Annotated in this window: 20 protein-coding genes, 1 tRNA gene and 1 pseudogene; 15 read left to right on the forward strand and 7 right to left on the reverse strand. The window is 72.0% G+C overall.

Features of this window, described 5'->3' with window-relative positions:
- Positions 1-8: 8 nt before the first annotated feature.
- Positions 9-82: transfer RNA gene (locus ACZ4VI_RS30085), tRNA-Thr, on the forward strand.
- A 170-nt stretch (positions 83-252) separates the two neighbouring features.
- Here ACZ4VI_RS30085 and ACZ4VI_RS30090 read toward each other — a convergent pair.
- Positions 253-915, reverse strand: coding sequence for a hypothetical protein (locus ACZ4VI_RS30090; protein ID WP_468004300.1), 663 nt, complete (start codon positions 913-915; stop codon positions 253-255).
- Between the two features lie 279 nt (positions 916-1,194).
- Positions 1,195-1,533 (reverse strand): annotated as a pseudogene (locus ACZ4VI_RS30095) (tyrosine-type recombinase/integrase); the annotation flags it as partial.
- 262 nt (positions 1,534-1,795) lie between these two features.
- On the opposite strand from ACZ4VI_RS30095, the gene ACZ4VI_RS30100 reads away from it, so the two are divergent.
- Together ACZ4VI_RS30100 and ACZ4VI_RS30105 are read left to right on the forward strand one after the other, a co-directional pair.
- The gene (locus tag ACZ4VI_RS30100) at positions 1,796-6,487 is read left to right on the forward strand and encodes an RHS repeat-associated core domain-containing protein (RefSeq protein ID WP_468004302.1); all 4,692 of its coding nucleotides are present in this window, start codon (positions 1,796-1,798) and stop codon (positions 6,485-6,487) included.
- 18 nt (positions 6,488-6,505) lie between these two features.
- On the forward strand, positions 6,506-6,994 hold the full coding sequence (locus ACZ4VI_RS30105) for a hypothetical protein (RefSeq protein WP_468004304.1): 489 nt from the start codon (positions 6,506-6,508) through the stop codon (positions 6,992-6,994).
- A 76-nt stretch (positions 6,995-7,070) separates the two neighbouring features.
- On the opposite strand, the gene ACZ4VI_RS30110 is transcribed toward ACZ4VI_RS30105, so the two are convergent.
- On the reverse strand, positions 7,071-8,117 hold the full coding sequence (locus ACZ4VI_RS30110) for a LuxR C-terminal-related transcriptional regulator (protein WP_468004306.1): 1,047 nt from the start codon (positions 8,115-8,117) through the stop codon (positions 7,071-7,073).
- Between the two features lie 222 nt (positions 8,118-8,339).
- On the opposite strand from ACZ4VI_RS30110, the gene ACZ4VI_RS30115 reads away from it, so the two are divergent.
- From ACZ4VI_RS30115 to ACZ4VI_RS30155, 9 genes are all read left to right on the forward strand, one after another.
- Complete coding sequence (locus tag ACZ4VI_RS30115) at positions 8,340-8,543, forward strand: hypothetical protein (protein ID WP_468004308.1); 204 nt, start codon at positions 8,340-8,342, stop codon at positions 8,541-8,543.
- 4 nt (positions 8,544-8,547) lie between these two features.
- On the forward strand, positions 8,548-9,444 hold the full coding sequence (locus tag ACZ4VI_RS30120) for a beta/alpha barrel domain-containing protein (protein WP_468004310.1): 897 nt from the start codon (positions 8,548-8,550) through the stop codon (positions 9,442-9,444).
- A gap of 263 nt (positions 9,445-9,707) precedes the next feature.
- Positions 9,708-10,226: a cupin domain-containing protein gene (locus tag ACZ4VI_RS30125; RefSeq protein WP_468004312.1), complete on the forward strand. Its 519-nt coding sequence runs from the start codon at positions 9,708-9,710 to the stop codon at positions 10,224-10,226.
- Positions 10,223-11,815, forward strand: a complete 1,593-nt coding sequence (locus ACZ4VI_RS30130; RefSeq protein ID WP_468004313.1) for a methionine--tRNA ligase — start codon at positions 10,223-10,225, stop codon at positions 11,813-11,815. The genes ACZ4VI_RS30125 and ACZ4VI_RS30130 overlap by 4 nt, the downstream gene beginning before the upstream one ends.
- A gap of 58 nt (positions 11,816-11,873) precedes the next feature.
- A complete protein-coding gene (locus ACZ4VI_RS30135; RefSeq protein ID WP_468004315.1) occupies positions 11,874-14,033 on the forward strand; it encodes an FAD-dependent oxidoreductase in 2,160 nt (719 codons plus the stop codon).
- Between the two features lie 331 nt (positions 14,034-14,364).
- Positions 14,365-15,612 carry an APC family permease gene (locus ACZ4VI_RS30140; RefSeq protein ID WP_468004317.1) on the forward strand — a complete coding sequence of 416 codons (1,248 nt, stop codon included), beginning with the start codon at positions 14,365-14,367 and terminating at the stop codon, positions 15,610-15,612.
- 37 nt (positions 15,613-15,649) lie between these two features.
- Positions 15,650-16,966 carry a lysine N(6)-hydroxylase/L-ornithine N(5)-oxygenase family protein gene (locus ACZ4VI_RS30145; RefSeq protein WP_468004319.1) on the forward strand — a complete coding sequence of 439 codons (1,317 nt, stop codon included), beginning with the start codon at positions 15,650-15,652 and terminating at the stop codon, positions 16,964-16,966.
- A gap of 81 nt (positions 16,967-17,047) precedes the next feature.
- The gene (locus ACZ4VI_RS30150; protein WP_468004321.1) at positions 17,048-17,743 is read left to right on the forward strand and encodes a pyridoxamine 5'-phosphate oxidase family protein; all 696 of its coding nucleotides are present in this window, start codon (positions 17,048-17,050) and stop codon (positions 17,741-17,743) included.
- 69 nt (positions 17,744-17,812) lie between these two features.
- Positions 17,813-19,114 carry an MFS transporter gene (locus tag ACZ4VI_RS30155; RefSeq protein ID WP_468004323.1) on the forward strand — a complete coding sequence of 434 codons (1,302 nt, stop codon included), beginning with the start codon at positions 17,813-17,815 and terminating at the stop codon, positions 19,112-19,114.
- A 94-nt stretch (positions 19,115-19,208) separates the two neighbouring features.
- On the opposite strand, the gene ACZ4VI_RS30160 is transcribed toward ACZ4VI_RS30155, so the two are convergent.
- Entirely contained in the window at positions 19,209-20,024 is an 816-nt protein-coding gene (locus ACZ4VI_RS30160; RefSeq protein ID WP_468004325.1) for a sigma-70 family RNA polymerase sigma factor family protein, read from the reverse strand.
- Between the two features lie 48 nt (positions 20,025-20,072).
- The gene (locus ACZ4VI_RS30165; RefSeq protein WP_468004327.1) at positions 20,073-20,498 is read right to left on the reverse strand and encodes a DUF6479 family protein; all 426 of its coding nucleotides are present in this window, start codon (positions 20,496-20,498) and stop codon (positions 20,073-20,075) included.
- 127 nt (positions 20,499-20,625) lie between these two features.
- On the opposite strand from ACZ4VI_RS30165, the gene ACZ4VI_RS30170 reads away from it, so the two are divergent.
- A complete protein-coding gene (locus tag ACZ4VI_RS30170) occupies positions 20,626-21,135 on the forward strand; it encodes a SigE family RNA polymerase sigma factor (RefSeq protein ID WP_468004329.1) in 510 nt (169 codons plus the stop codon).
- Between the two features lie 57 nt (positions 21,136-21,192).
- Positions 21,193-22,491, forward strand: coding sequence for a hypothetical protein (locus tag ACZ4VI_RS30175; RefSeq protein ID WP_468004331.1), 1,299 nt, complete (start codon positions 21,193-21,195; stop codon positions 22,489-22,491).
- A gap of 190 nt (positions 22,492-22,681) precedes the next feature.
- Here the strand turns inward: ACZ4VI_RS30175 and ACZ4VI_RS30180 are convergent, their stop codons facing one another.
- The gene (locus ACZ4VI_RS30180) at positions 22,682-24,385 is read right to left on the reverse strand and encodes a bifunctional 3'-5' exonuclease/DNA polymerase (RefSeq protein WP_468004332.1); all 1,704 of its coding nucleotides are present in this window, start codon (positions 24,383-24,385) and stop codon (positions 22,682-22,684) included.
- A 127-nt stretch (positions 24,386-24,512) separates the two neighbouring features.
- Between ACZ4VI_RS30180 and ACZ4VI_RS30185 the strand changes: the two genes are divergently transcribed.
- Positions 24,513-24,827, forward strand: a complete 315-nt coding sequence (locus ACZ4VI_RS30185; RefSeq protein WP_468004334.1) for a zinc-binding dehydrogenase — start codon at positions 24,513-24,515, stop codon at positions 24,825-24,827.
- Between the two features lie 20 nt (positions 24,828-24,847).
- On the opposite strand, the gene ACZ4VI_RS30190 is transcribed toward ACZ4VI_RS30185, so the two are convergent.
- Entirely contained in the window at positions 24,848-25,117 is a 270-nt protein-coding gene (locus ACZ4VI_RS30190) for a hypothetical protein (protein WP_468004336.1), read from the reverse strand.
- Positions 25,118-25,155 lie beyond the last annotated feature (38 nt).

Below are 25,155 nucleotides of genomic sequence, written 5' to 3' on the forward strand. Positions count from 1 at the left end.
CACGGCATGCCGCCTTAGCTCAGTTGGCCAGAGCAACGCACTCGTAATGCGTAGGTCTCGGGTTCGAATCCCGAAGGCGGCTCTGTAGAACCCTCAGGACTCACTCGCCGTGACCTGGGGGTTTTGCTATTTCCAGGGCCGGTCGGCGCGTACGTCTGCTGGGGCCCGAGACCCCCTGCGTGAGCTATGCGTGAGCGGATGGCGGAAGCGTTCTACTCGGTGGGTTTCTTCCGCTTGGCCATCCGGCCCTGCTTAGTGCTGCGTGGGCATAGGCGGCGTGCCCAACGCCTGCCGTGCCGTGCTCGTGAAACGCTCCCGGCTGAGTTCCCGGGCTTCCCTGTTGCGCGTGAGAACGGCCAACAGTGATTCGGCCTCGCCCAGGGTCGCCGAAAGCCGCTCGACGTTCTCCCGTAGCGCTCCCTGCGCTTCTCCGGAAACCTGCCGGAACTGCTCGATGCTCCGCATCACTTCCGTCAACAGTGGGTGACCATCAAGATCTCGTAGATCTCGCCCTTGATCACGATGAGCATTCATGAGCTCCGCAAGCTGCACCCTGCGCTGCCTGTACTCCTCCGTCGCCTCGGCCACAGCCTCGGCGCGAACCGGGCGGCCGTCGACCGCAGCTATCGCGGCTTGGGATGCCTGGATGAACCGGGTGGAAACCTCGACATCTTCCTGCATCCCCTCGGTCAGGCTCTCAGCCGCTTGCGTGACTTCCTCTGGCCCCAAGAGCGCGATGCGCCGTGCACGCTCCGCCATGCGCCCTGCAGCCGCTCTGAGTTCGTCGAGGCCAGCAGAGTCAGGGCCGGGCGCATCTACGGATCCTTGAGTGATACGCAGACACTCGTCCCATGCTTCAAGGAAGCTCTCGTACGTACTGAGTCGCTGCTGCCGCAGCCAATGGCCATGCTCCACGGCCCCTGGTCCTGCACCTGTCGCCGTACAGTCTCGGCGTTCTTCTCAGCGCCGAACCTGGCTGATCGAGCTCCGACAATGGCGCCCAGCCCGGTTGCAGCCAACCCGATCACCGCGACTAGGAGAGGAATCACTAAGTCCTTCACGACAGCCCATCATGTCGGCCCAACCGGCACTTGGAAACCAGGCATCGTGCCAGAGCCGTTTAGGGGCGAAGCGCCGCCGAGTGACGCGAGCCTGGGCGGATTCGCTGCCGCGTCAGCGAAGCGGTTCCCAGCCCTACTTCCGTGGCTTCTTCCGCACGCTCTTCTTCTTGACCTTGGCCCTGGCCTCGACCTGGGCCTTGGGCTTCTTGGCTGCCTTGCGCGCGGCCTCTTCTGCCTCGGCTTTCCGCCGGAGAGGGACCAGCTTGGCGGTGGCCTCGGCGGCGCTCTTGCCGACATGGGGAAGCACGCTCTTGTAGATGTCGCGCGTGATCCGGGTGTCGCCGTGTCCGAGCCTGTCGGACACGATCTTGATGTCGATGTCGGCGGCCAGCATGAGCGTGGCCGCCCCGTGTCGCAGATCGTGCAGCCGGATCGGCGGGAGCCCGGAGGCAGCCACGAGCCGCTCGAAGAGGCGGCGGCGCAGGGAAGGGAAGGGCGCGGATCGCCGCATTCGGGCGGCACGCATCACGCCCGAGCGAGCGCTGCGGCGAGAACACCACGGCACCCCCGTGTTTCCTGCCGATCTCGTCGGCAGCCAGGGGAGTTCGCCGACCGCCATCGCCCGCAGGCCTGGATTCCGCCGGTCCGGGAACCGGTTGGTCCCGACGGGGCGTCACATGCAAGAGTGATCATCGGATTTTCTGCTTGCAGGTGGGGACGGGGGCTGTTGCGTCGTGGGGTACACGATTCCCGAGGGCGTCGACACGATGCTCGATGTCGTCGGTGTCGGCTGGCCGAATGTGGACGAGGACGCCTACCGCGACATGGCGGACTCGTTGCGGGAATTCGCGGAGGACGCGGACGACGACGCGGGGACTGCCTACGGACACATCCAGAAGCTGCTCTCCAGCGGGCAGAGCGAGTCGCTGACCGCGCTGGACGACCACTGGTCCAAGGTGCAGGGCAAGCACAAGGACCTTGCCAAAGCCGCCCGGACCGTCGCCGGCGCTCTCGACCGTGTGGCGGACATCATCGTCGCCCGGAAGATCGCCGCGGTCGGTGAACTGGCCGACCTGTGCGCCACGGTGGGTATCACGCTCGCCTTCGCACCAGTGACGGCCGGTCTGTCGACCCTCCTCGCAGGCGCGAAGATCGTCGCCACCAGGATCGCGTTCAAGAAGATTCTCAAGGAGATGGCGGAGATGGCCGTCGCGGAGATCGTCGCGACGCTCACCGAGCCCGCGGTCGCCGCGATCGAGAACATCGTGGCCGACCTCGCCATCCAGACCGCGCTGAACGCGGCAGGAGTGCAGGACGGCTACAACACCGACCAGACGGTGCAGGCGGGCAAGGACGGCCTGCAGATCAACTCCGCGGGAGGGCCGGGCGGCCCCCGCCCCGGCGGCGGTCCGGAGATCGACCACGACGCGCACGGCAAGGCCGGGATGCATCTGGCCAACGTGCAGATCTCCATGAACACCCGGGCGGGCAGCAAGCTCGGCAAGGCCAAGAGCCACCACGGTCGCGCCAAGGGCAAGGACTCCCTGACCGCCGTGCTGGACACCACCATCGAAGGCGTCACCGAGAAACTCACCAAGGCACTCAAGGACCTGGGCGACCACGTCGGCAAGAAGGTCCCGGACGCGATCAGGAAGAGTTCCAGGACGCACAAGGACACCGACGGCGACGTCCGCGACCGCGTCAAGGCCATCTCGGCGAAGGACGGCAAGGGCGACGGCGGCCTCGACGGCCTGAAGGGAAGGTCCGGGGAGGGGCGCCGCCGCCCGAAGTCGCTGCGGGAGGCGGGGGAACGGGCCCGCGAACTCGCGGCTTCGCTGTTCAAACGGCGGTGCAAGACCGACCCCGTGGACGTCGCGTCCGGCGAGATGGTTCTCACCCAGACCGACGTCTCGCTCCCGGGTGTGCTGCCGCTGGTGCTTCAGCGCACGCACATCTCGAGTTACCGGTTCGGGCACTGCTTCGGTGCCAGCTGGACCTCCACCCTGGACGAACGCCTGGAGCCGACCGGCACGGGCGCGGCCTGGGCCCGCGAGGACGGCTCGGTCCTCTTCTACCCCCACCTGCCGGCAGAGGAGGGCGAGGAGGTCCTCCCCCTGGAGGGGGATCGGATACCGCTCGCCTTTGTCGAACGTACGGCGCTGGGTGATGTCACGTATGAAGCCCTGGACCGGCATTCGGGCCTCTCACGGCGGTTCACCGGCAACCCCTACAAGGGGGGTGGCCTGTACTGGCTGTCCGAGGTGGAGGACCGCAACGGCAACGCCTTCCGAATAGGGCGTACCGAGAACGGGCTGCCGTCGATGGTGGCGCACGAGGGCGGATACCGGCTCGCCGTGTCGTCGGATGCCTCACTGGGGCGGATCACCGGTCTGGCCCTGCACACGCCGGACGGGCCGGTCGAGGTCGCCGCGTTCGGATACGACGATCAGGGACGGCTGGAAGCGGTACGGAACTTCTCCGGGGATCCGCTGCTGTTCACCTACGACGACGAGCAGCGCGTGACGTCGTGGACCGACCGCAACGGCCACACCTACCAGTACCTCTACGACACGGCCGGTCGTGTCGTGCAGACCGTCGGTCCCGGCGGCGCGCTGTCCTCCCGCTTCTCCTACGACGACGTCCAGCGCATCACCCGCTTCACCGACTCCACCGGCGCGGTCACCGTCTCCCGGCTCAACACGGCCGGCCAGGTGATCACGGAGACCGATCCCCTGGGGAACACCGTCCTGCGCGAGTGGGACCAGTACGACAACCTGCTCTCCCGGACCGACGAGCTGGGCAACGTCGCCGAGTTCACCTGGGACGAGCACGGGAACCTCACGTCTGTCCGACGCCCTGACGGCACCGTCGTCTCCACCGTGTACAACGACTTCGACCTGCCCGAAGAGATAACCCGACCCAACGGCGCGGTATGGCGGCAGCGGTACGACGGACGTGGCAACCGCGTCTCCCTCACGGCCCCCGACGGCACCACCTCCTCCTACCGGCTCGACGTCCGGGGTGCCGTCGTCGAGGAGACGGACCCCACCGGCGCGGTCCGGCGTATCGAGCACGACGGTGTCGGCGTCGCTCTCGCGGTCACCGACCCGCTCGGACAGCGCTCGTCGGTCGTACGGGACGCCTTCGGCCACCCCGTGCGCACGACCGACGCGAGCGGGGCCGTCACCCTCATGGAGTGGCGGGCCGAGGGCTGGCTCTCCCGCCGAGTCCACCCCGACGGCACGGAGGAGTCCTGGACCTGGGACGCGGAGGGCAACTGCCTCTCGCACACCGACCCCCGTGGTGACACGACGCGGTTCGAGTACACCCACTTCGACCGTCTCTCCGCTCGCACCGGAGCGGACGGAGCACGCTACGAGTTCGCGTACGACACGGAGTTGAGGCTCACCGAGGTGCGCAACCCTCAGGGCCTCACCTGGACGTACGTCTACGATGCGGCCGGCAACACCGTTTCCGAGACCGACTTCGACGGCCGCACTTCCACCTACGCGTACGACGCGGCCGGCCGCCTCGTGCGGCACACGACGCCGCTGGGCGACGAGATCCGCACCGCGTACGACGTGTGCGGCCGGGTCGTCTCCAAGGACGTGGCCGGCCGGATCACGCGCTACACATATGACGCCGACGGCGAACCGCTGAGTGCAGCCTCGCCCACTTCGACGGTGGTGTGGGAACGGGACGCGCTGGGCCGCGTCGTGGCGGAAACCGTCGACGGCCGGACCATCCGGTTCGAGTACGACGCCGCAGGTCGTACCGTTCGGCGGACGACTCCCTCGGGAGCGGTGTCGGACTCCGTCTACGACGCCGTGGGCAATCGCACCGCGCTGCGCGGCGGCAGCCACACCCTGGCGTTCACCCATGATCCCTGTGGCCGGGAACTGACCCGCACGATCGGCCGGCACGCCCCCGCGCTGACGCTCACCTCGGCCTGGGACGCCTCCGGGCGGCTGGCCTCGCACGTGCTCTCCACGCCCGGGCGGACCGTGCGCGCGCGTTCCTTCGGATACCGCGCGGACGGCCTTCTTGAGCGGATCACCGACGAGGTCAGGCAGACGAGTACGCACTTCGAACTCGACACGGTGGGACGCCCGGTTCGGGTGACGGCGGACAACTGGACCGAGAGCTACGCGTACGACGCGGCAGGCAACCAGACCGAGGGCACGTGGCCCGACGCTGCTCGCCGGACCGGTGCCCGGGGCGCGCGTGCCTTCGAGGGCACGCGGTTGCTGACCGCCGGCAAGGTGCGCTGCGAGTACGACGTCGCGGGCCGTACGGTGCTGCGCCGGCGAACCCGTCTGTCGCGCAAGCCCGACACCTGGCTCTACACCTGGGACGCGGAGAGCCGGCTGGTCGCCTGCCGTACCCCCGACGGGGCACTGTGGCGGTACACCTACGATCCGCTCGGCAGGCGTACCGCCAAGCACCGCATGTCCGAGGACGGCAGCACCGTGCTCCACTCCGTGCTCTTCAGCTGGGACGGAACCCGACTCGTCGAGCAGACCGACACGGCGAACAACACCACGCTCACCTGGGACTACGACGGGCGCGTGCCGCTGGCTCAGCGAGAGCGCCGATCCGGTGGGGACGGCGTTCCCGGGGAGGGCGCGGAGACGGACTCCCGGTTCTTCGCGATCGTCACCGACCTGATCGGCGCCCCGAGCGAACTCGTCGACGAGCAGGGCCACGTCGGATGGCATGCCCGAACCACCGTGTGGGGCAGCACGCTGTGGAACCGGGACGCCGTGGCGTACACACCGTTGCGGTTCCCGGGCCAGTACGACGACCCGGAGACGGGGCTCTACTACAACTGTTTCCGCCACTACGACCCCACCACCGCGCGGTATGTCAGCCCCGACCCGCTCGGGCTCGCAGCCGCGCCGAACCCGGTCGCCTATGTGACCAACCCCCACGCCTGGATGGACCCCGAGGGTCTGAAGATCGCCAAGGGCTGCACCGAGTCGGGTGGCTGGTACAGCGGGATGACGCCCGCCAACCTCAAGGACGACGACGGCAACCGGCGCACGGACGTCGACATGGAGATCAACCACATCCCGGCGAAGAATGCCTACGCCCATCTGGACGAGCCCGGATTCCGGACGAACGCGGACGGTGGCGGCGCGGGAATGGGCCCGGCCATCAGGATGGAGTACGACGATCACCGTAAGATGACGAGCACCGGATCGAGCCACAAGTCCATCAAATGGCGCGCCGATCAGCGAGCGTTGATCGACGCGGGGCGGTGGGACCTGGCGATGAAGATGGACATCGACGAATGCCGACGCAAGTTCGGCACGAAGTACGACACGCACATCGCCGACATGATCGCCAGTCTGGAAAAGAACCGGAAGTTCCAGAAGATGCTCACGAAGCGCGGCTGGACGATCGACTACGACATTCTCAAGTAGAGCGCAGAAGGAGCACCTGTGGACGTTGTTCTGGACCCGCCCCGCGGCGTCGGCCCCGTGCGGCTGGGAATGTCCCTCGACGAAGCGGTCGCGGCGGTGTCCCCGTGGGGACCGTACGAAGTCGAGCAGGACGACGACGAGAGGACGATCTACACCTCCTGTGGCAATGTGCGCGTCAACATCCTGCTGGAGGAGTCCGGCGAGGCGGTCACCGCAGTCGAATTGTGGTGGCCGGGTGAGGGTCGGGAGGCGGACGTGCGGGTCCTGCTCGACGACGACGACGTCTTCGCCACCCCCGCCGAGGACCTGTTCCGGCGGGCGGCCGAGCGGGGCTGGACCGTCGACACGTCCGAGGCCGAGTACCCCTTCGTTCCCGGTGTCTCCCTCGGCTTCACCCGGCAGACCAGCCAAGAGGTGCCACGCACCGCGCAAGGGCTTCCGGTCCACGTGACCTCGGTTCTGGTCGCGGGCGAGCGCTACTACGACTTCCGCCTGTCCGGCCACTGACCTGGACATGGCCGAGGTGCGGTCGTGACGAGCGGCGGACCTGCCCCGGGGCGGTCCGCCGCTGGTTCGGGAACGGTCATCCCGGCGGCTGGTCGCGGTCCTGTTGGGCCAGGAGGTAGCCGGCCTGGAAGCGGCTTTCGGCGCCCAGGGCTGCCATCACGTCCGCGACGTGGCGGCGGCAGCTGCGGACCGAGAGGCCCAGGCGGCGGGCGATCGCGGCGTCGGTCAGGCCCTCGGTGAGGAGGCGGACGATCGTCTGCTTGAGTTCGTCGGAGATGTCCATGATGGTCTGGCGGTCCCACTCGGTCTCGAACGGAAGCCCCTCCAGCCAGAGCCGTTCGTACGCGCCGACCATGAACGAGACCACGTGGGGTTCGCGGATCAGGACCGCCGCGTGCGGGTCGTCGGGGACCGGGATGACCGCCGTCGCGCGGTCGAAGACCAGCATCCGCATGAACTCGTCGTCCAGCGTGCGCACCTGGGCGCCCAGCTTGCCGACCCGTTCGACGTAGGCGCAGGTGCCCGGGGAGAAGCGGGCCGTGTGCTGGTAGAGCATGCGCATCCGGATACCGCGGCGCAGGAGTTCCTCGTCGCGGGCGACCGCCTCCTCCAGGACCTCCGCGCGGCGGCCGCCGCCCGGCTGGGCCGTCATGACCTCGCTCTCGCAGGTGCGGCCCAGCTCGGTGATGGCCTCGCGGACCGCCCGGAGGTCGGTGAGGACCTCGACGTACTCCGTCTGCCGGAGATGGGTCAGCTGTGCCAGATGGGTTTCGTAGAGCGGCATGAACGCCATCAGCTGTTCCCGGGTGCGCTCCATGTGCAGGCGCCGGGCCCGCATCTCGCGCTCCAGTGGGCCCAGGGTGCGCTGGATCGCCTCGTCCGGCGGTAGCGGCAGCACGCCCCGCCCGGGGGTGCGCCGCAGCAGGCCCATGTCCAGCAGGGCCGACACCGCGGACTCCACGCGCGACAACGGGAGTTCGAGCTCCTCGGCCAGGTCCGCGGGGTGCGGCGGGTGGGCCGGGTCACGGCCGAGTACCGCTGTGTAGACGCGGGCCGTCGGGTCGTCCTCCGTCGAGTCGGCCGTGGGCCCCTCGGGCCGCTCAATTCTGTCCGGTATCGCCACCTTTACCCCCGCTTGTAACGGCGTCCTCTTGTTGCCATGCAGCCTAATGAGCCATGCGGTCCGCTCGATAGTCATGCAATCCCGGATACGTTCATCTCACCGCCCACAAGGTCAAAGCTCACAGAGCTCGTGAAGCACGCGAGCCACGCACAACCCTTGAAATCACCCGGACTTGATCCGACTTACTCGGATCCACTCGACGCGGAAGAGAGAGCAGACGACATGAAGCGGCGGAATCGCAGCACCGTGCTCACCACCCTGACCCTCGCCCTCGCCCTCGCGGGCCTGGCCACGGGCACCGCCACGCAGATCGCCGGCGACACCGATGACACGGGGTGGGGAGCGGCGGTCGTCAGCGGCACCTACGACACCGGCTGGGGCGCTCCCGCCCCCGGTCCCGCCACGAACGACACCGGCTGGGGATGACCGTATGACGCTGCTCGACTGCACCCTGCGCACCAGCGGGCAGCTCACGGGCGCCACCCCGTCACCCCAGCTGGTCGCCGACTACCTCACGGTCTGCGCGCGGCTCGGCATCGACGTCGTCGAGCTGGGACGCGTCCACGACCCGGCCGGCCGGCAGCGACCGGGCGGCGTACTGCCGGACGGCATTACGGTCGCCGCCCGCGCGGAGTGGCACGGGCCGCGGTTCGCCGTCCTGCTCGACGCCGCCGAACTCCCCTTGGTGGACGCCGGTTCCGTCGCCGCGGCCGACCGGATCGCCGACCTGATCGGCGGTCTCCCGCTCCCCGTCGGCCTGGTGCGCCTCGCCGTCCGTTACGACCAGGTGGCGCGCGCCGCCGCCCCGCTCGGCCGGCTGAGGGACGCCGGGTTCGGCGTCTGCCTCCTCCTCAAGGAGATCGACCTCGCCTCGTACCCCGAACTCGACCGCTGTCTCGACGACACGGCGGCGCTCGGCCCGCTCGACGCCGTCTTCCTCGTCGACTCGCTCGGCTCGCTCCGCCCCGAGCGGGTGATCGAGCTCGTCCAGTCCGCCCGCGCCACCGTCGCTGCCCCGGTCGGCATCCACGCCCGCGACAACCAGGGCTTCGCCCTGCACAACACCGTGGTGGCCCGCAGCGCCGGCGCCACCTGGCAGGACGCGGCGGTCCACGGGATCGGGCCGGGGGCGGGGGTGACCCGTACCGAACAGCTCCTCGCCCTGCTCGGCGCCACGCCGGACGACCTCGGGCCGCTCCTCGCGCTCATCGCCACGCACTTCGCCCCGCTGAAGCGGCGGTACGGGTGGGGCGCCGGGCCGCGCCAGGTCATGGCCGGACTCGCCCGGATCCCGCTCGCGGCGGTGCGGGGGTTCGAGGTGGGGTGAGGGTGGGGGTGGCGGCTGGGGTGACCCCGGTCTCCTTGGTCCGCTCGGTCCCTCCGGGTCCGCTCGGTCCCTCCGGGTCCGCTCGGTCCCTCCGGTCCCCTCGGTACCCCGGTCCTCGCGGTCCCCTCGGTCCGCTCGGTCCGCTCAGCCCCCCGGGCCCTCCGGCCCCCCGCCCCCCGTCGTACGTAACCCGCGCTGTACGTCGCCCACTACGCGTGCCTGCTCGGTCGTCCTGTGTCCGCCCTCCGCTCCCGGAGACCCGTATGCCCTTCACCGCACCCATCCCGCCCCCGGGGCAGCCGGCCGTCGCCGTCACCCCGTACGGCGGCGGCGCCACCACCACCCAGCCGGCCCGGCCGGTTCACCGCAGAGGAGTCGCCATGGCCGATCGCACCCCGAACCGCTTCCGCATCGACCGGAGTTCCGCCAAGGAGGAGTTCGGCCTCGCCTGCCAGCGGCTCATCCCGTGGGCCGGCGGTGACGAGGAGCCGCCGGTCGGCGCCATGGCCTGTTTCCTCGCGCCCGGCGGCGACTCCGACCCCGACTGCCACAACCAGGACGAGGTCATGCTCATCCTCTCCGGCACCGGCAGCGTGACCCTCGACGGCGTGCTTGAACCGCCGTTCCGCGCCGGCGACCTCGTCGTCCTGCCCCGCAACCAGGAGCACGTCGTCCACAACAGGGGTGACATGGAGCTGAGTTGGGTCTCCCTCTACTGGCCGCTTCGCGAACCCGCCATCCGTACCGAGAACGAGACCGAGAACGAGGAGGTCGCCGCGTGAGTGCGACGCACTGGATCACCGCCACCCCGCCCACGCCCAACGGCGACCTGCACATCGGCCACCTCGCCGGCCCATACCTCGCCGGCGACGTGCTGCGCCGCTTCCTGGCCGCCGAGGGGACCGGGACCGTCCGGTACACCACCGGCCTCGACGACCACCAGAGCTACGTCCCCGTCCGCGGCCTCAACGACGGCGGGCGCAAGGGTGAGGAGGTCGCCGACGGCTACGGCGCCTCCATCGAGTCCGTCTGGCGGCAGGCCGGCGCCGACTTCGACGCGATCGTCCGCCCGCGCCGTGACATCGGCTACCAGACGGCCGTCCAGGAGTTCTTCCAGCGGCTGTACGACGCCGGGCACATCGTCGCCCGTACGCGGCCGCTGCCGTACTGCACCGGCTGCGAGCGCTGGCTCTACGAGGCGTACCTCAAGGGCGACTGCCCGCACTGCGGCTCCGGCTCCAACGGCAACGCCTGCGAGCCCTGCGGCCGTCCCAACGACTGCGCCGACCTGATCGACCCGGTCTGCACCGTCTGCGGCGACACCCCCGAACTCCGCGACTGCGAGCGGCTCTACTTCCCCCTCGCGCCCTTCGAGGAGCAGCTCACCGCCTTCTGGGCGGAGGTCGACATGCCGCCGCACCTGCGGTCGCTGTGCGAGAGGATGCGGGCCGAGGGGCTGCCGGAGATCGCGGTCAGCCACCCCTCCGCATGGGGTGTTCCGGTACCGGTCGCGGGCTTCACCGAGCAGCGGATCTACGTGTGGTTCGAGATGGCCCCCGGATACCTGCTGGAGTGGACCGGTGCGGGGGAGACAGGGCCCGCGCCCGCGCCCGTGCAGTTCTTCGGCTTCGACAACGGGTACTTCCACGCGGTGCTGTTCCCGGCGGCGTTCCGGGCGTACGACGCGGAGATCGCGCTGCCCAAGGCGTTCGTCGTCAACGAGTTCTACCGGCTCGAAGGGCTGAAGTTCTCCACCAGCCGGCGCCACGCCATCTGGGCGCACGAGGAGCTGGCCCGTACGAGCGCGGACGTGCTGCGCTACCACGTGCTGTCGGACCGGCCCAACGGGCGGCAGACCAGCTTCAGTCCGGCCGCCCTGGAGATCAGCCGGGCCCGGCTCGCGGACCGTTGGGACGGCTGGCTCGGCCGGCTGTTCACCGCCGTCGGCGAGAACGGGGGTGCCGTACCGGCCGAGGCCCCGCAGGGGGCGGCCTGGGAGCGGCTGCGCGCCCGGCTGACGGAGACCGTCGGGCAGCTGCGGGAGGCGTACGGGGTCGAGGGGTACGACGCCCGGCGCGCGGTCGCGCTGCTCGACGAAGTGGTCGCACTCGCCGAGGACTTCGGGTACGTCAACGGCTTCGAGGCGGAGCGGCCGGACGGAGCCCCGGCTCACCGCGCCGCGCTCGCCGCGCAGCTCGCCGTCGCCGCCGCGCTCGCGGCCTGGGCCGCGCCGGCTCTGCCGTACGGCTCGGCCCGGCTCGCGGAGCTCCTCGGCCTGCCGGAGATCCGACGCGTGGACGCGGCCGCCCTGGCGCCGATGTCCCCCGGGGCGCCGGTGCCGGCCTGGCCCGGGACGGTCTTCAGTGGCTGAGTTGGCTGAGTCGGCGGAGTCCACGGGGGCCGGGTTCGCTCGGGCGCGTGGTGCGGTTGTGGGGCCCTTCTCGGGGGGCCGCGCCGCCTGGGGGGAGCATCTGGAGCGGGCCGCGGCGCTCCACGGGGGCGTCGACTGGGAGCTGTACGACGACCGGGGAGAGGCGGAGACCGCCCGGCAGATCGCCGAGGCCGTCGTCGCCGAGGGCCGGCACACGCTGGTGATCGGCCACTTCAACAGCGCCGGTGCGCGCGCCGCCCTGCCCGTCTACCGGGCGGGCGGGCTCCCGGTCCTGCTGCCGCTGGCCACGACGCCCGACCTCCTGGCCGACAGCGCGGGAACGGTCCTGCGCTGGTGCCCGGACGACCGCGCCCAGGCCCGGGACCTGCGTAGGGCCGTACGGTCCGCGGGCCACACCCGGATCGCCGTCACGCACGACGGGACGGTGTACGGGGAGGGCCTGGCGCGGCTCGTACGGGACGAGTGGCGCGGGGACCCGGGCTGGGGGTCCGTCGCCGATTCGGGCCTCGGTTCCGGTGCTGGTGCCGTTGGTGGCCGGCTGCCGGCCGGGCCGGTCGTCTCGGACGGGAGCGGACCGGCGACCGGTGCCGTGCCGGGCGTGGGCCCGCTCGCGCCCGGGGCCGCCGTACCAGCCGTACCAGCCGTACCAGCCGTGCCAGCCGTACCCGTACCGGATCTGGTTGCCGAGCCCGGTCCCGACGCCGCAGCGCTCACCGCCCTCGTCGTGTGCGGGACGCACGGTGGGGCCGCGCGGGCCGGGCGGGAGTGGCGGGCGGCCGGGTTCGGCGGGGAGTTGTACTTCACCGACGACTGCGCGGTCGACGAGTTCGCCGAACTCCTCGGGGACGCGCGCCGCGACGCCAGGGTGGCCCGGATGCGGGGAGGACCGGAGACGCACGTCATGGCCGCCTTCGCGGCGGCCACCCGCGCCCTCACGGAGGACCCGGAGCGGACCGGCCGTACCCTACTGGCCGCCGTACGCGCCCATGCCGACCGGGCGTTCACCGCGCTCGGGGAGCCGGTGGAGGGGAGTGTGGGCTGGGACCTCGTACCCGTGCCCGCACCCGCTTCGGCCCCAAGCGCGGGGGGTCACCGCGGCCGGGCCTACGACGTGATCGTCGTCGGCGCCGGAGTCGTCGGCTCCGCGACCGCCGCCGTGCTCGCCCGGCAGGGTGCGCGGGTGGCGCTCGTCGCGCCGATGGACGGGCGCCGGGACCATGCGACCGCCTGGTCCGGGGGGCTCGTACGGGCCTTCGAGGCCGATCCGTACCTGCGGGGACTCGCTCTGCGCAGCCACCAGCTGGCCTGGGGTCCCGCGGCGCTGGTGCCGGGGCCGTACGGGTTCGTGCCGACCGGGTCGCTCGTGCTGTGCGGCGACGCGGACCTGGAGCAGGCGGAGAAGGGGATCGCGGAGCTCAACGGGGCCGGGGTACCAGCCGAGTTGCTGGCACCGGGGTCGCTGAGGGAGCGCTTCCCGGGGCTTTCCGTCGACGGGGTGACCGCGGCCGTGTGGGAGCCGGAGGGCGGCTACGCGGATCCGCCGCGCACCGCCCGCGTGTACCGGGACCGGGCCCTGGCCCACGGGGCGCGGCTGCTGCCCGCCCGTGTGCGGGAGCTGGTCGCGCCGCCGGGCGCCGAACGGGTGCGGGTCCTGCTGGAGCCGGGCGGGCCCGTCGAGGCCCTGGCCGTCGTCCTGGCGGCGGGCAGCGGCACCGGTGCGATCGCCGGGCACCGGCTGAGCGGCTCGGACGCGGGCCGGACGAAGAGCATCCGCTACGGCTTCTTCCACCACCCGGACACGGCCGGTCTGCCGACCGTCGTCGACATGGTGACCGGGGTGTGGGGGCGGCCCCAGGTCACCGGGGAGGCGGCCGGCGGGTACATGGCCGGGCGGCCCGTCGACGAGTGGGACATACCCGCGGGCGGCGAGGACACGCTCACCGACGAGCACGTGGCGTACATACGCCAGGGCGGGGCGGTCCGCTGGCCCTGGCTCGCGGACCCGTCGACCCGCTTCCTCGGCGGACGGCAGGGCGTCGACCTGTACACCCCGCACTCCCTGCCCCACCTCGGCCGCGAACGTCCCGGCAGCCGGATCGTCCTCGCGACGGGCTGGTCCGGCGCGGGCTTCAAGACGGCCCCAGCGGCAGCCGAACTCGCCGCCGCGGAAGCCCTGGACGTCCTGTCGGGCGCCTGACGTGATCCGAGCCCGGCCGCCGTCCGCCATATCCGGCACGGCCGGGCATGGCAGGCACGACGGCGCTGCCCTGCGGAACGGTGCGCACAACCCACGACGGCGCCGCACCTGTGTGCAACGCAGGCACCGGGAGCCTGGGCCCGGCGAGGGCGCCGTCCCGTGTGCCCACCCGTCCCGAAACCAGCGGGATGAAGGCCCACAACGGGGGGCGGGACGGGACGGCCCGGCCCGGCTCACCCGGTCGCCGCCAGCCCGTCAGGGCCCGGCGCCCTCGAAACCCAGTCGCTCTTCCCCGCCCCCTCAACCCCCCCACCCCCTGGAGGTGACACCCATGACGGACCTCATGGCCCGTCCCGCGTCTGTCGGAGACGAGGCGGCCGGGAAGCTCGGTGTTCGGGCTCTCGTCGTGTTCTACGTCAGCAGCCTCGTCGGGACCGGCATTCTGCTGGTGCCCGGGCTGACCGAGCGGCAGGCCGGGCCGGCCTCCGTGCTCGCGTGGCTGGCGCTCGCGGTCTGCTCGTATCCTTTCGCCCGCTTCTTCGCGGAGATGTCCGCCTGGCGGCCCGACGCCTCCGGGCTCGCCGCCATGGTGAGTGCCGGGTTCGGGCCGAGGCCCGGGCGGGCCGCCGCGCTGCTGCTCGTCGCCACGTACGTCATCGGCAACCCCGTCATGGGCATCGTCTCCGCCCGCTGTCTGCTCGGCCTGCTCGGCCAGCCCGACGGTCCCGTCTACCCGATCGCCATGGGCTTCATGGCCCTCTCCGCCGCCTTCACCCTGCTCGGCCTCACCGCCGGCGCCCGCGTCCAGGCCGCCTCGCTCGTCGTGCTGCTCCTCGGGCTCGGCGGGGCCGTCGTCCTCGCCGCGCCGCGGTTCGACGCGGGGGAGTACACGCCGTTCCTCACGCACGGCTGGGGCGGCGTCGGCATCGCCGTCGTCACCGCCTTCTTCTCCTTCCTCGGCTGGGAGAACGTCTCCACCCTCGCCGAGCAGGTCGACGACCCCGCCCGCAGCTACCGCCGCGCGATCCGCTGGGCCGTCCCCATCGTCGGACTCCTGTACGCCGCCGTCACCGCCGCCTACCTCGCCGTGCCCGGCGACGAACCCGTCGTCATCACCGCCCTGTTGGGCGCCTCCCTCGGCGAGGCCGGTGCCGTCGCGGGCAACCTGCTCGCCCTCGGTCTCGCCGTCGTCGCCACCAACGCCTGGGTCCTCGGCGCCACCCGCGTCGTCCGGGCCGCCGCCCGCGACCGCATCCTGCCCCGCGCGCTCGCCGACCGGCCGGTGCCCGCGACCGTCGCCCTGACCCTCGCCTACACCGCCGTCCTCGGCGCCCTCACCCTCACCGGCACCGGTGAAGAGCTCGTCCTCATCGTCACCAGCAGCGGCTTCCTGCTGCTGTACGTGGCCGCGGCGGGCGCCGCCCTCCGGGCCCGCGGCACCGGGCGCGCCCTGCGCACCACCGCCGTCGTGACCCTGCTGATCGCCGCCGTCTTCCTCTCCTTCGCCGGTACGGGGCTCCTGCTCGCGCTTCTCCTCGCCGCCGGCTGCTTCGCCGTCACCGCCACCCGTTCCGCCTGACCCGTTCGAACCCAAGACAAGAAAGTAGGGCCCCGCCATGAACGAGACCACGCCCGTCTACGACGTCGTCGGCGTCGGCTTCGGCCCCGCCAACCTCGCCCTGGCCATCGCCATCGAGGAGTACAACGAGCAGGCCGCGCCCGACGAGAAGCTCACCGCCGTCTTCCTGGAGAAGCAGCCCGCCTTCGGCTGGCACCGCGGCATGCTGATCCCGGACGCCACCATGCAGGTCTCGTTCCTCAAGGACCTGGCCACGATGCGCAATCCGACCAGCCGCTTCGGCTTCGTCCCGTACCTCCACGACCGCGGCCGGCTCGTCGACTTCATCAACCACAAGGTGCTGTTCCCCACCCGTGAGGAGTTCCACGACTACCTCCAGTGGGCCGCCGACGGCGTGGACCACATGGTCCGTTACGGCCTGGAGGTCACCGCCATCCGGTCCGTCACCCAGGCGGGACCGGTCGTCGAGGTCGACGTCGCCGCGTTCGGGGAGGCCGAGGCGGTGACCTACCGGGCGCGCAACCTGGTCCTCGGCACCGGTCTCGTACCGCGTCTCCCCGAAGGCATCGCGTCCTCCGAACGCCTCTGGCACAGCAGCGAGTTCCTGCACCGTCTCGCCGCGCTCCCGACCCCGGACCCGCGCCGCTTCGTCGTGGCGGGCGCCGGGCAGAGCGCCGCCGAGATCGCCGACCATCTGCACCGTACGTACGAGAACGCCGAGGTCGTCGCCGTCCACACCCGCTACGGCTACAGCCCCGCCGACGACAGCCCGTACGCGAACCGCATCTTCGACCCGGAGGCCGTCGACCTCTACCACGGCGCCGAGCCCGAGGTGCGCCGCACGCTGATGGACTACCACCGCAACACCAACTACGGCGTGGTGGACATGGACCTCATCGAGGAGCTCTACCGCCGCTCCTACCAGGAGAAGGTCCGCGGCGAGCAGCGACTGCGCATCATGGGCGCCTCGCGGCTGACGTCGGTCGAGGAGGGGCCGGACGAGGTGCGCGTGACGGTACGGAACCTGGCGACGGGCGCGACCGAGGCGCTCACGGCCGACGCCGTCGTGTACGCCACCGGGTACAGCGAGCCCGACCCGGCCCGGCTGCTCGGCGAGCTGGACGCGGTCTGCGCCCGCGACGAGGACGGCCGGCTGCGCGTACGCCGCGACTACCGGGTGCACACCGGGCCCGAACTGGAGGCCGGTGTCTATCTGATGGGCGGCACCGAGCACAGCCACGGCATCACCGCGAACCTGCTGTCGATGGCCGCGGTGCGCGCGGGCGAGATCTGCGACTCGCTGGCGGCCGGGCGCCGTTCCGACAGGCGGGCACCGGTGGCGGCCCGCGGCTGAAACCCGTAGAACACCCCGAAGAACAGCCCAAAACATCAACGCCACGCACGCCACGCCCGCACGACACACGAAGAGGACACCATGAGCACCGCCCCGGACGACCTCGCCCCCACCGAGCGCACGCGGCTGCGCCGGATGCGCCACAAGGGCAGCCACCGGCGCGCCGATCTGGAGGCGGTGCTCGCCGCGGGGTTCCTCTGCCACCTCGGCGTCACCGTCGACGGCACCCCGATGGTGGTGCCCACGGCGTACGGCACCGAGGGCGACCGGCTCTACGTCCACGGCTCGGTCGCCAGCCGCAGCCTGGTCCAGGCGCCCGACGCCACCGTCTGTGTCACCGTCACGCACGTCGACGGCCTCGTGCTCGCCCGTTCCGTCTTCGAGCACGGCGTCAACTACCGCTGCGCGATGATCTACGGCGTTCCGCGGGAGGTGACCGACCCGGAGGAGAAGCTGCGGGGGCTGCGGGCGCTCACCGAGCAGTGCGCGCCGGGTCAGTGGGAGTACGCCCGGCAGCCCAGCCGGAAGGAGCTCGCGGCGACCTCGCTGCTGGCCCTCGACCTCACCGAGGCGTCGGTGAAGATCGCCTCCGGTCCGCCGGACGACGGCGACAGCCCGGATGCGGAACTGGGGCTGTGGGCCGGGGTCCTTCCGGTCGTCACCACCTTCGGCACCCCGATCGCCGACCCGGTCCTGCCGGCGGGCATCGAAGCGCCGGCGCACATCGCGGACCGCGCGGGCCGGCCGATGGGCGTGGTGGACGCGGCATCAGTTTAGCCTGGCTTAACTGTCGTTGTAGATCTATTCGCTTGTGCTGTCGCGTCGGGGTGGGGCAGGTTCACATCCATGCGATCCGACTCACCGTGGCGCGTTCCCGACTTCCGTACGCTCTTCTCCGCGGCCGTCCTCAGCCAGCTCGGCACCAACGTCGGATACGTCGCCGTACCGCTGATCGCCGTCCAGGCCCTGGACGCGAGCCCCGGCGAGGTCGGGGCGCTCGCCACGCTCTCCACCCTCGCCTTCCTGCTCATCGGCCTTCCCGCCGGAGCGTGGGTGGACCGGCTGCCGCAGCGCCGGGTGCTGATCGTGGCGGACACGGTACGGGGACTGCTCTTCGCCTCCGTGCCCGTGGCGTGGTGGTGCGACGCTCTGACCCTGGCCCAGCTCTACGCCGTCGTCCTGCTCAGCGGCTGCGCCACCGTCTTCTACGACGTCACGGGCCAGAGCATCCTGCCCCGGTTCGTCGGCCGTGACGGACTCGTCCAGGCCAACGCGGCCATGGTCAGCCTGATGGCCGTCACCAATGTGGCGGGACGGGGCGCGGGCGGCGGCCTCGTCCAGCTGCTCACCGCTCCGCTCGCGGTGGCGGGTACGGCGGTGAGCCATCTGGCCTCAGCCGTACGGCTCCTGTGGCTGAAGGAGGCCGCCGCCGCACCGAAGGCCCCTGCCGCACCGGCCGGTGAGCCCCGGGAGCCGCTGCGCGCCCAGATCGCCACGGGGGTACGGCATGTCCTCGGCAACAGGGAGCTGCGGGCGCTCGCCCTGTCCGCCGCGCTCGTCAACCTCGGCTCGCAGATCCTCAACACGATGATGCCGGTGCTCTTCGTCCGCGAACTCGGGCTCTCCGCCGGTGTCCTGGGTATCTACTGGGCGGCCGGCGGCGTCGGCCTGCTCCTCGGCGCCCGGTGCGCACGCGCCGTGGCGACCCGCCTCGGTCATGGCCGCGCCATGGGCCTCGCCGGTCTCGTCCTCGCCCCCGCCGGGCTTCTCGTGCCGCTCGTCGGACACGGCCCCTGGCTGTGGATCGCGGGCGCCGGGTGGCTGCTCGCCATGTTCAAGACCGGCATGGACAACGTCCTCGGCGTGAGCCTGCGCCAGCGGATGACCCCGGACGCGCTGCTCGGCCGCATGAACGCGACCTTCCGCTTCCTGCTCACCGGGGCCCTCGCGATCGGCGCCGCCGTCTCCGGCCTCCTCGGCGAACTCGTGGGCCTCCACCCCACCCTGTGGGTGGGCGGGGCGCTGCTCGCCACTGCGTTCCTGCCGGTGCTCCTCTCGCCGGTACGGACGCGGCGCGAACTGCCCGCGGAGGCGGCGGAGCCCGTCACCGTACGGCCGGCGTCGCCTCCTCGCGTACGGGAAGGGTGACGGCTCCTCGCGTACGGGAAGGGTGACGGCTCCTCGCGTACGGGAAGGGTGACGGCTCCTCGCGTACGGGAAGGGTGACGGCCCTGCCGCGACCTCAGTCCCCCAGGACCTCCACGTCCAGGCGACCGAGGTGGCCCGGGTCCATCAGGACGTCGACGGCCGTGACGCGGCCCTCGATCACCGTGAAGGCGATCACCGACCTGAGGCCGCCGTCCGGCGCCGCCTCCACCAGACCGGCCGCTCCGTCCACGCGCGCCATCCGGGCCGTCCGTGTCCGCTCGGCGAGGCGCTCCGCGACCGCCCGTGGTCCGTGGGCGGTCGTCGTGCCGGCTCGTACTGCCGCCGCGTCCGCCCGGAGAAGCACGTCCGGATCGAGCAGCGCGCGCAGCGCGTCGGAGTCTCCGGCGCGCGCGGCGGTGAGCAGCGCGGCCACGACCTCCCGCTGGCGCGACAGGTCCGGCTCCGGCATCTCCTCCGTGCCCCGTACGCGTGTGCTCGCGCGGCTCACGAGCTGCCGGGTGGCCGCCGGGGTGCGCTCCACGATCGGCGCGATGGCGTCGACGGGCACCGCGAACATGTCGTGCAGCACGAACGCCACCCGCTCGGCGGGCGTCAGCGTGTCCAGCGCGAGCTCCTCGGAACGGTACGGCCGGCCGGGTTCACCCCCGGCCCACGGATCCCACGGGTCCTCCCGCCGCGACTCGCGGGACCGGAGCATGGCCAGACAGACCCGCGCCACGACCGCCGTCATCTCCCCGGTGTCGGCAGTCGTGCCGCTCTCTCGCCGCGCCTCCCGGACCGCCTCGTCCGCCTCGTCGTAGGAGCCCAGCATCTGGTACGCGACTGCCCGCAATCGCGTCGCCTGCTCCTCGACGTGATCGTCGTGATCGCCGTGAGCGCTGTGATTCACCGCGTGGGCCACCGGTCGCAACCTCCGTGAGACAGGACGCGACGGAGGTCAGTCGCCGTGCCCCGGCCCGCCGCTGCCGAAGCCGCCGCTGGAGATCCCGCCCCACTTGCGCTTCTCCTCGCTCGGCGGGTCGGGCGAGGTCTCGCTGCCCGACGTGCCGCCGCCCTTCAACTCGTACGGCATGAGCCGGTGCTCGCCGTCGGTCTGCGGCATCTCGGCGGGCCTGCGGTACTCGGACGCCTCGCCGGGAAGTCCGGCGTCCTCGGGCCGGTGCGGCTGCTCCTCGGGCTTGGGCGTCGGGGACTCCTTGTCCCTGATCCTCATCCCCAGCCAGAACGCGCCGATCAGCACGGCGACCACGATCAGGCCGCCGAGAACCTGGGCCAGCCCGGACTGCCAGACGCCGGCCATCGTGACCCCTGCGGAATCCACGAGAAAACCGTTCATGTTCCAGAGATACCCAATCCTGAGCATTCTGGGACATTCTCACGTCCTCGAACTCGTACGGCCTCGTACGACCCCGCACGAATCTCGTGTGAAACATTTCCCCGGGCCCATCGCGTCATTGAGGTGTACGGCGACCGCGACGGAGGGGAGGGGCATGAGACAGTCCCGAGCGGACGGGTTCCTGGAGTTCGCAGCCGCCAGGACGGGTCATCTGTTCCGGTCGGCATGCCTGCTGACCAGCGGCGACACCCATCTCGCCGAGGACCTGGTGCAGGAGACGCTGGGCCGGATGTACGTCCTGTGGGGGCGCGCCCAGCGCATCGGCAACCCGGCCGGGTACGCGCAGACCGTCCTGGTCCGCACCTTCCTCAGCCACCGGCGGCGACGCTCCGCGACCGAGCGGCCACTCGGCGAGCTGCCCGACCGGGCGCCGGAGGGCGCTGACGACCCGGCGCTGCGGATCGCCCTGCTCGACGCGCTCGCGGCCCTCGCGCCCAAGGACCGGGCCGTGGTGGTGCTGCGGTACTGGGAGGACCGCAGCGTCGAGGAGACGGCCGACGCGCTCCATGTGAGCTCCGCGGCGGTCCGCACCCGCTCGGTGCGGGCGCTCGGCAAGCTTCGGGAGCGGCTCGGCGGCAGCATCGTCGAGTTCGCGTCCCGCTGAGCTTCTCAGCTTCTGAAACTTCTTCTTTCACTCACGGACCGGAGACGGTGATTCGGCATGCCTCTGAACGAGGGACACGACGGTTTCGAGGACGAGCTCGGTGCGGCCCTGCGCCGTACCGGCGACGGGTTCGCGGCGGACGACGGCCGCGTGCTGGTGGCCGGCGGCCTGACGCGAGGCAGGCGCAAGCTGCGGCGCCGCCGCGCGGCGGCGGTGACCGGCGGGGTGCTGGCGTTCGCCGTGGTGGGCGTCGGCGGGGTCTACGGCGGGGACCTGCTGGGTGCGGGCGGGAAGGCCAAGGGCTCCTCGGTCGCCGCGCCGAAGCCGGGCGGGGACGGGGTGGGCCAGAGCGCCTGGGACAAGGCCGTACCAGCCGACAAGATGCAGCCCGAGCCGCAGATCCCGGTCAGGGACATGGCGGCCGTCCTGACGGCGAACACCCCCGCGGGAACGTGGACCATCACCGATGAGAACGGCACGGGTGCGTACGTCACCGGCGTCTACGACGACGGCAGGGGCGAGGCGGGGGTCACGGTCGGCCTCAACCGGGCCGGGGACACCCAGGAGGCCGGCGCGGGCCAGGTGACGTGCCCGGACAAGACCTTCGTGCCGCACGACGCCTGCACGAGCGAGAAGCTCGCGAACGGCGACCGGCTGATGATCTTCCAGGGCTACGAGTACCCGGACAAGCGCACGGAGACCAAGAACTGGCGGGCGGTCCTGCTCACGAAGGACGGGTTCTTGGTCGACGTGGGCGAGTACAACGCCCCCACGGAGAAGGACTCCGCCGTCACGCGGACGGACCCGCCCTTCAGCCCCGCCCAGCTGAAGACCCTGATCACCGCCGAGGGCTGGCGGCCGCTGCTCAAGCGGCTGCCCATGGCGAAGGACCAGGAGCTCAAGCCGGGCGCCGTCACCGCGCCGCCGGAGATCGACGGCGCTGCCGTGCGGGCGACCCTGCGGTCGCTGGTCCCCAAGGGGCTGACGGTGGTCTCCAAGGGCGGCGACGGCGAGTTCGCGTACGTGGTCGTGGACGACGGCAAGGGCAGGAGCCTCGTCCAGATCAACGTGCAGAACGGCATGGGCGATGTCGCCGGGGAGCTCTACGGCGGCACCACGCCGCTGCCCGACGGGCGGTTCCTGAAGGTGACCCAGCAGCCCGGGGAGAAGGGCGGCGCGGGTGTGGTCTGGTGGATGGCCGACACGATGACGAAGTCCGGGTTCCGGGTCGTGGTCTCCGCGTTCAACACGGGCGCGCAGCACGAGGACGCGACGCGCCCCGAGCCTGCGCTGACGACGGAGCAGCTCAAGGCGATCGCCCTCAACGACAAGTGGGCCAAGTTCGAGGCGAAGTAGCGCCCCGACGAGGAGCAGGTGGGCCGGGCACGGGGGACCCGGCCCACCTCCGCGTCCCCGGTCACGACGCCCGCGCCCGACTCCGCGCCCGACTCCGCGCATCCGGTCACCACGCTCGCACGAGCGTGACGCCGACCGCCCGGGGGGCGACGCCGACCGCAGTCGCCAGCCCCCCGCCCGCCCCCGCCCCTCACTTCGCGTCCGCGTACCGCTCCACCGTCGCCGTCGTGAAGGGGAAGCGGACCGGGGTCGGGCCGAAGGCGATCCGCCCCGCCTCGTCGCCGGCGGCCCGGACCGCTTCAGTCACCGCCTCCGCCTCCTCCGCCGGGCAGTGGACGATCACCTCGTCGTGCTGGAAGAAGACCAGTTCGGCCCGCATGCCGGCCGTGGCGCGGCGCAACGCGGCGAGCATCACGAGGGCCCAGTCCGCGGCGCTGCCCTGGACGACGAAGTTACGGGTGAACCGGCCGCGCGCCCGCGCGTTGCTGGAGGCGTAGCCGGGCGTGAACTCGCCCTCCCCGGAGGCCGGTTCGGAGTCGGCGCCGCCCTCCTGAGGGATGCCCGCCTCCTCGTCCGCGCCGGCGCCGACGGCCTTCGGGCTGGTCCGGCCCAGCCAGGTCCGTACGAGCCGGCCCTCCTCGCCCGCCTTCGCCGCGTCGTCGACGTAGGCCACGGCGCGCGGGAAGCGGCGGCGCAGCGCGGCCAGGTTCTTCAGGCCGTCGCCGCTGGTCTGCCCGTAGATCGCCCCGAGGAGGGCGAGCTTGGCGTGGTCGCGGTCGCCGGAGAACGCCCGGTCCGACAGCCGCGTGTACAGGTCGTCGGGGTGCCCGGCGACCTCCATCAGACCGGGGTCGCGGGAGATCGCGGCCAGGACCCGGGGCTCCATCTGGTCGGCGTCGGCGACCACGAGGCGCCAGCCCTCGTCGGCCACCACGGCCCGCCGGATGACCTTGGGGATCTGCAGCGCGCCGCCGCCGTTGGTCGTCCAGCGGCCGCTGACCGTTCCCCCGGGCAGGTACTCGGGGCGGAACCGGCCGTCGCGCACCCAGTCCTGGAGCCAGGACCAGCCGTGGGCGGTCCAGATCCGGTACAGCTTCTTGTACGCGATGAGCGGCGCCACCGCCGGGTGGTCGAGCTCCTCCAGCTCCCAGCGGCGGGTGGACCGCACCCGGATGCCGGCCTGGGCGAAGGCCCTGACGACGTCGGCGGGCAGATCGGGGCGGACCCGGCGGCCGAAGGCGGCCGAGACCTCGTCGGCGAGCTCGGCGAGGCGACGGGGCTCCCCGCCGCCCGCGTACCGCTCGCCCAGCAGCTCGTGCAGCACCTCCCGGTGCACGTCGGCCCGCCAGGGGATCCCCGCTCGGTTCATCTCGAGGGCTACGAGCATGCCCGCGGACTCGGCGGCCGTGAGCAGCCGCATCCGCCCCGGGTGCTCTGCCCGGTTGTGGCGGCGCTGCTGCTCGGCGTAGACGGCGAGGAGGTCGTCGAAGGGCACGGCCGTGGTGCCGGGGCCCGGCTCGAAGAGGGAGTCCTGCGAGCCGGGCTCGGCGGCGCGTTGGGGCGGATCGGGCGGTACGGGAGCGTTCCGCAGCCGCGCGAGGGCGGCCGCGGCGGACCGGGGCTCCCCGAGCCGCCCCTCGTGGCCGAGCAGGAGGCCCTCGGCGACCTCGATGTCGTAACACCGCTCGACGCGCACCCCGGCGGCGAGGAGCCGCGGATGGACCTCGGCGGTGGACCGCCACACCCAGCGGGCGACGCCGGGCCGGGAGCGGACGGCCTCGACGAGGTCCGGCTCGCGCAGGACGGGTCCGGCGGGCAGCCCGTCGGGACCGAGGGGGACGAGCCGTGCCCCGTCCCCCTCCGCCTCGGCGGCCAGCGCCCACCTCTCGCTCATGGGCGCGAGTCTGACACCCACCACTGACAACGCCCGGCTCACGCGGCGCCCGGCTGACGCGGCGCCCGGCTGACGCGGCGCCCGGCTGACGCGGCGCTCGGCTGACGCGGCGCCCGCTCAAGCCGCCTTGTGGAAGAGCGCCGCGGTCTTCGACGCGGCGGGCCACGACACGCTGCCGGTCTCGATCGAGCTGATGGGCGGCGCGAAGGACCGCATCGTGACGATCGCGGCGCCGGACGCGGAGGAGCACGGAATCGTCTTCTCGGGCGTCATGGAATCCCCGGCCACGGTCCGCTCGGGCCTCACGACCCACGCGTCCCTGGCGGCGAGCGGCGCCCTGACGATCCGCCTGGCGGAGATACTCCCCCTGAAGGAGGCGGCCAGGGCCCAGGAACTCAGCGAATCGGGCCGCGTGCGGGGGAAGTTGATCCTGGTGCCGTAGGGGGGCCGCCCCGGGGCACGTCAGTCGGCGAACAGCTCCTCGGCATCGGTGGCCGTGATCGCGCGGTCGAGCCAGGTGTCGAGGAGGCCGGTGTCGGTGCACGAGGAGATGCGCCGGGCGGCGGCCTCAGGGACCTCGATCCCTCGTGCGGCGAGCACCCGCAGCACGGCCTCCGCCTTGCCTTCCGCCTTACCCTTGGCCTCGCCCTCCGCCTCGCCTTCGGCCTTGCCCTTCAGGAACGTCTCCTCGACGAGAGTCCCTCGGCCGGGGAAGAAGCTGCCCACGCTCATCAATTTCCTCCAGGTCTTGCGGGCCGGGGTGTCGCCCA

It is taken from the genome of Streptomyces sp. NPDC029169 (genome assembly GCF_055563935.1).

Coding starts and splice junctions, on each gene's coding strand:
- ACZ4VI_RS30115 (WP_468004308.1), top strand. CDS start 8,340: ATGAAGCGGCGGAATCGCAGCACCGTGCTCACCACCCTGACCCTCGCC.
- ACZ4VI_RS30120 (WP_468004310.1), top strand. CDS start 8,548: ATGACGCTGCTCGACTGCACCCTGCGCACCAGCGGGCAGCTCACGGGC.
- ACZ4VI_RS30125 (WP_468004312.1), top strand. CDS start 9,708: ATGCCCTTCACCGCACCCATCCCGCCCCCGGGGCAGCCGGCCGTCGCC.
- ACZ4VI_RS30140 (WP_468004317.1), top strand. CDS start 14,365: ATGACGGACCTCATGGCCCGTCCCGCGTCTGTCGGAGACGAGGCGGCC.
- ACZ4VI_RS30145 (WP_468004319.1), top strand. CDS start 15,650: ATGAACGAGACCACGCCCGTCTACGACGTCGTCGGCGTCGGCTTCGGC.
- ACZ4VI_RS30150 (WP_468004321.1), top strand. CDS start 17,048: ATGAGCACCGCCCCGGACGACCTCGCCCCCACCGAGCGCACGCGGCTG.
- ACZ4VI_RS30155 (WP_468004323.1), top strand. CDS start 17,813: ATGCGATCCGACTCACCGTGGCGCGTTCCCGACTTCCGTACGCTCTTC.
- ACZ4VI_RS30165 (WP_468004327.1), bottom strand. CDS start 20,498: ATGCTCAGGATTGGGTATCTCTGGAACATGAACGGTTTTCTCGTGGAT.
- ACZ4VI_RS30170 (WP_468004329.1), top strand. CDS start 20,626: ATGAGACAGTCCCGAGCGGACGGGTTCCTGGAGTTCGCAGCCGCCAGG.
- ACZ4VI_RS30175 (WP_468004331.1), top strand. CDS start 21,193: ATGCCTCTGAACGAGGGACACGACGGTTTCGAGGACGAGCTCGGTGCG.
- ACZ4VI_RS30180 (WP_468004332.1), bottom strand. CDS start 24,385: ATGAGCGAGAGGTGGGCGCTGGCCGCCGAGGCGGAGGGGGACGGGGCA.
- ACZ4VI_RS30190 (WP_468004336.1), bottom strand. CDS start 25,117: ATGAGCGTGGGCAGCTTCTTCCCCGGCCGAGGGACTCTCGTCGAGGAG.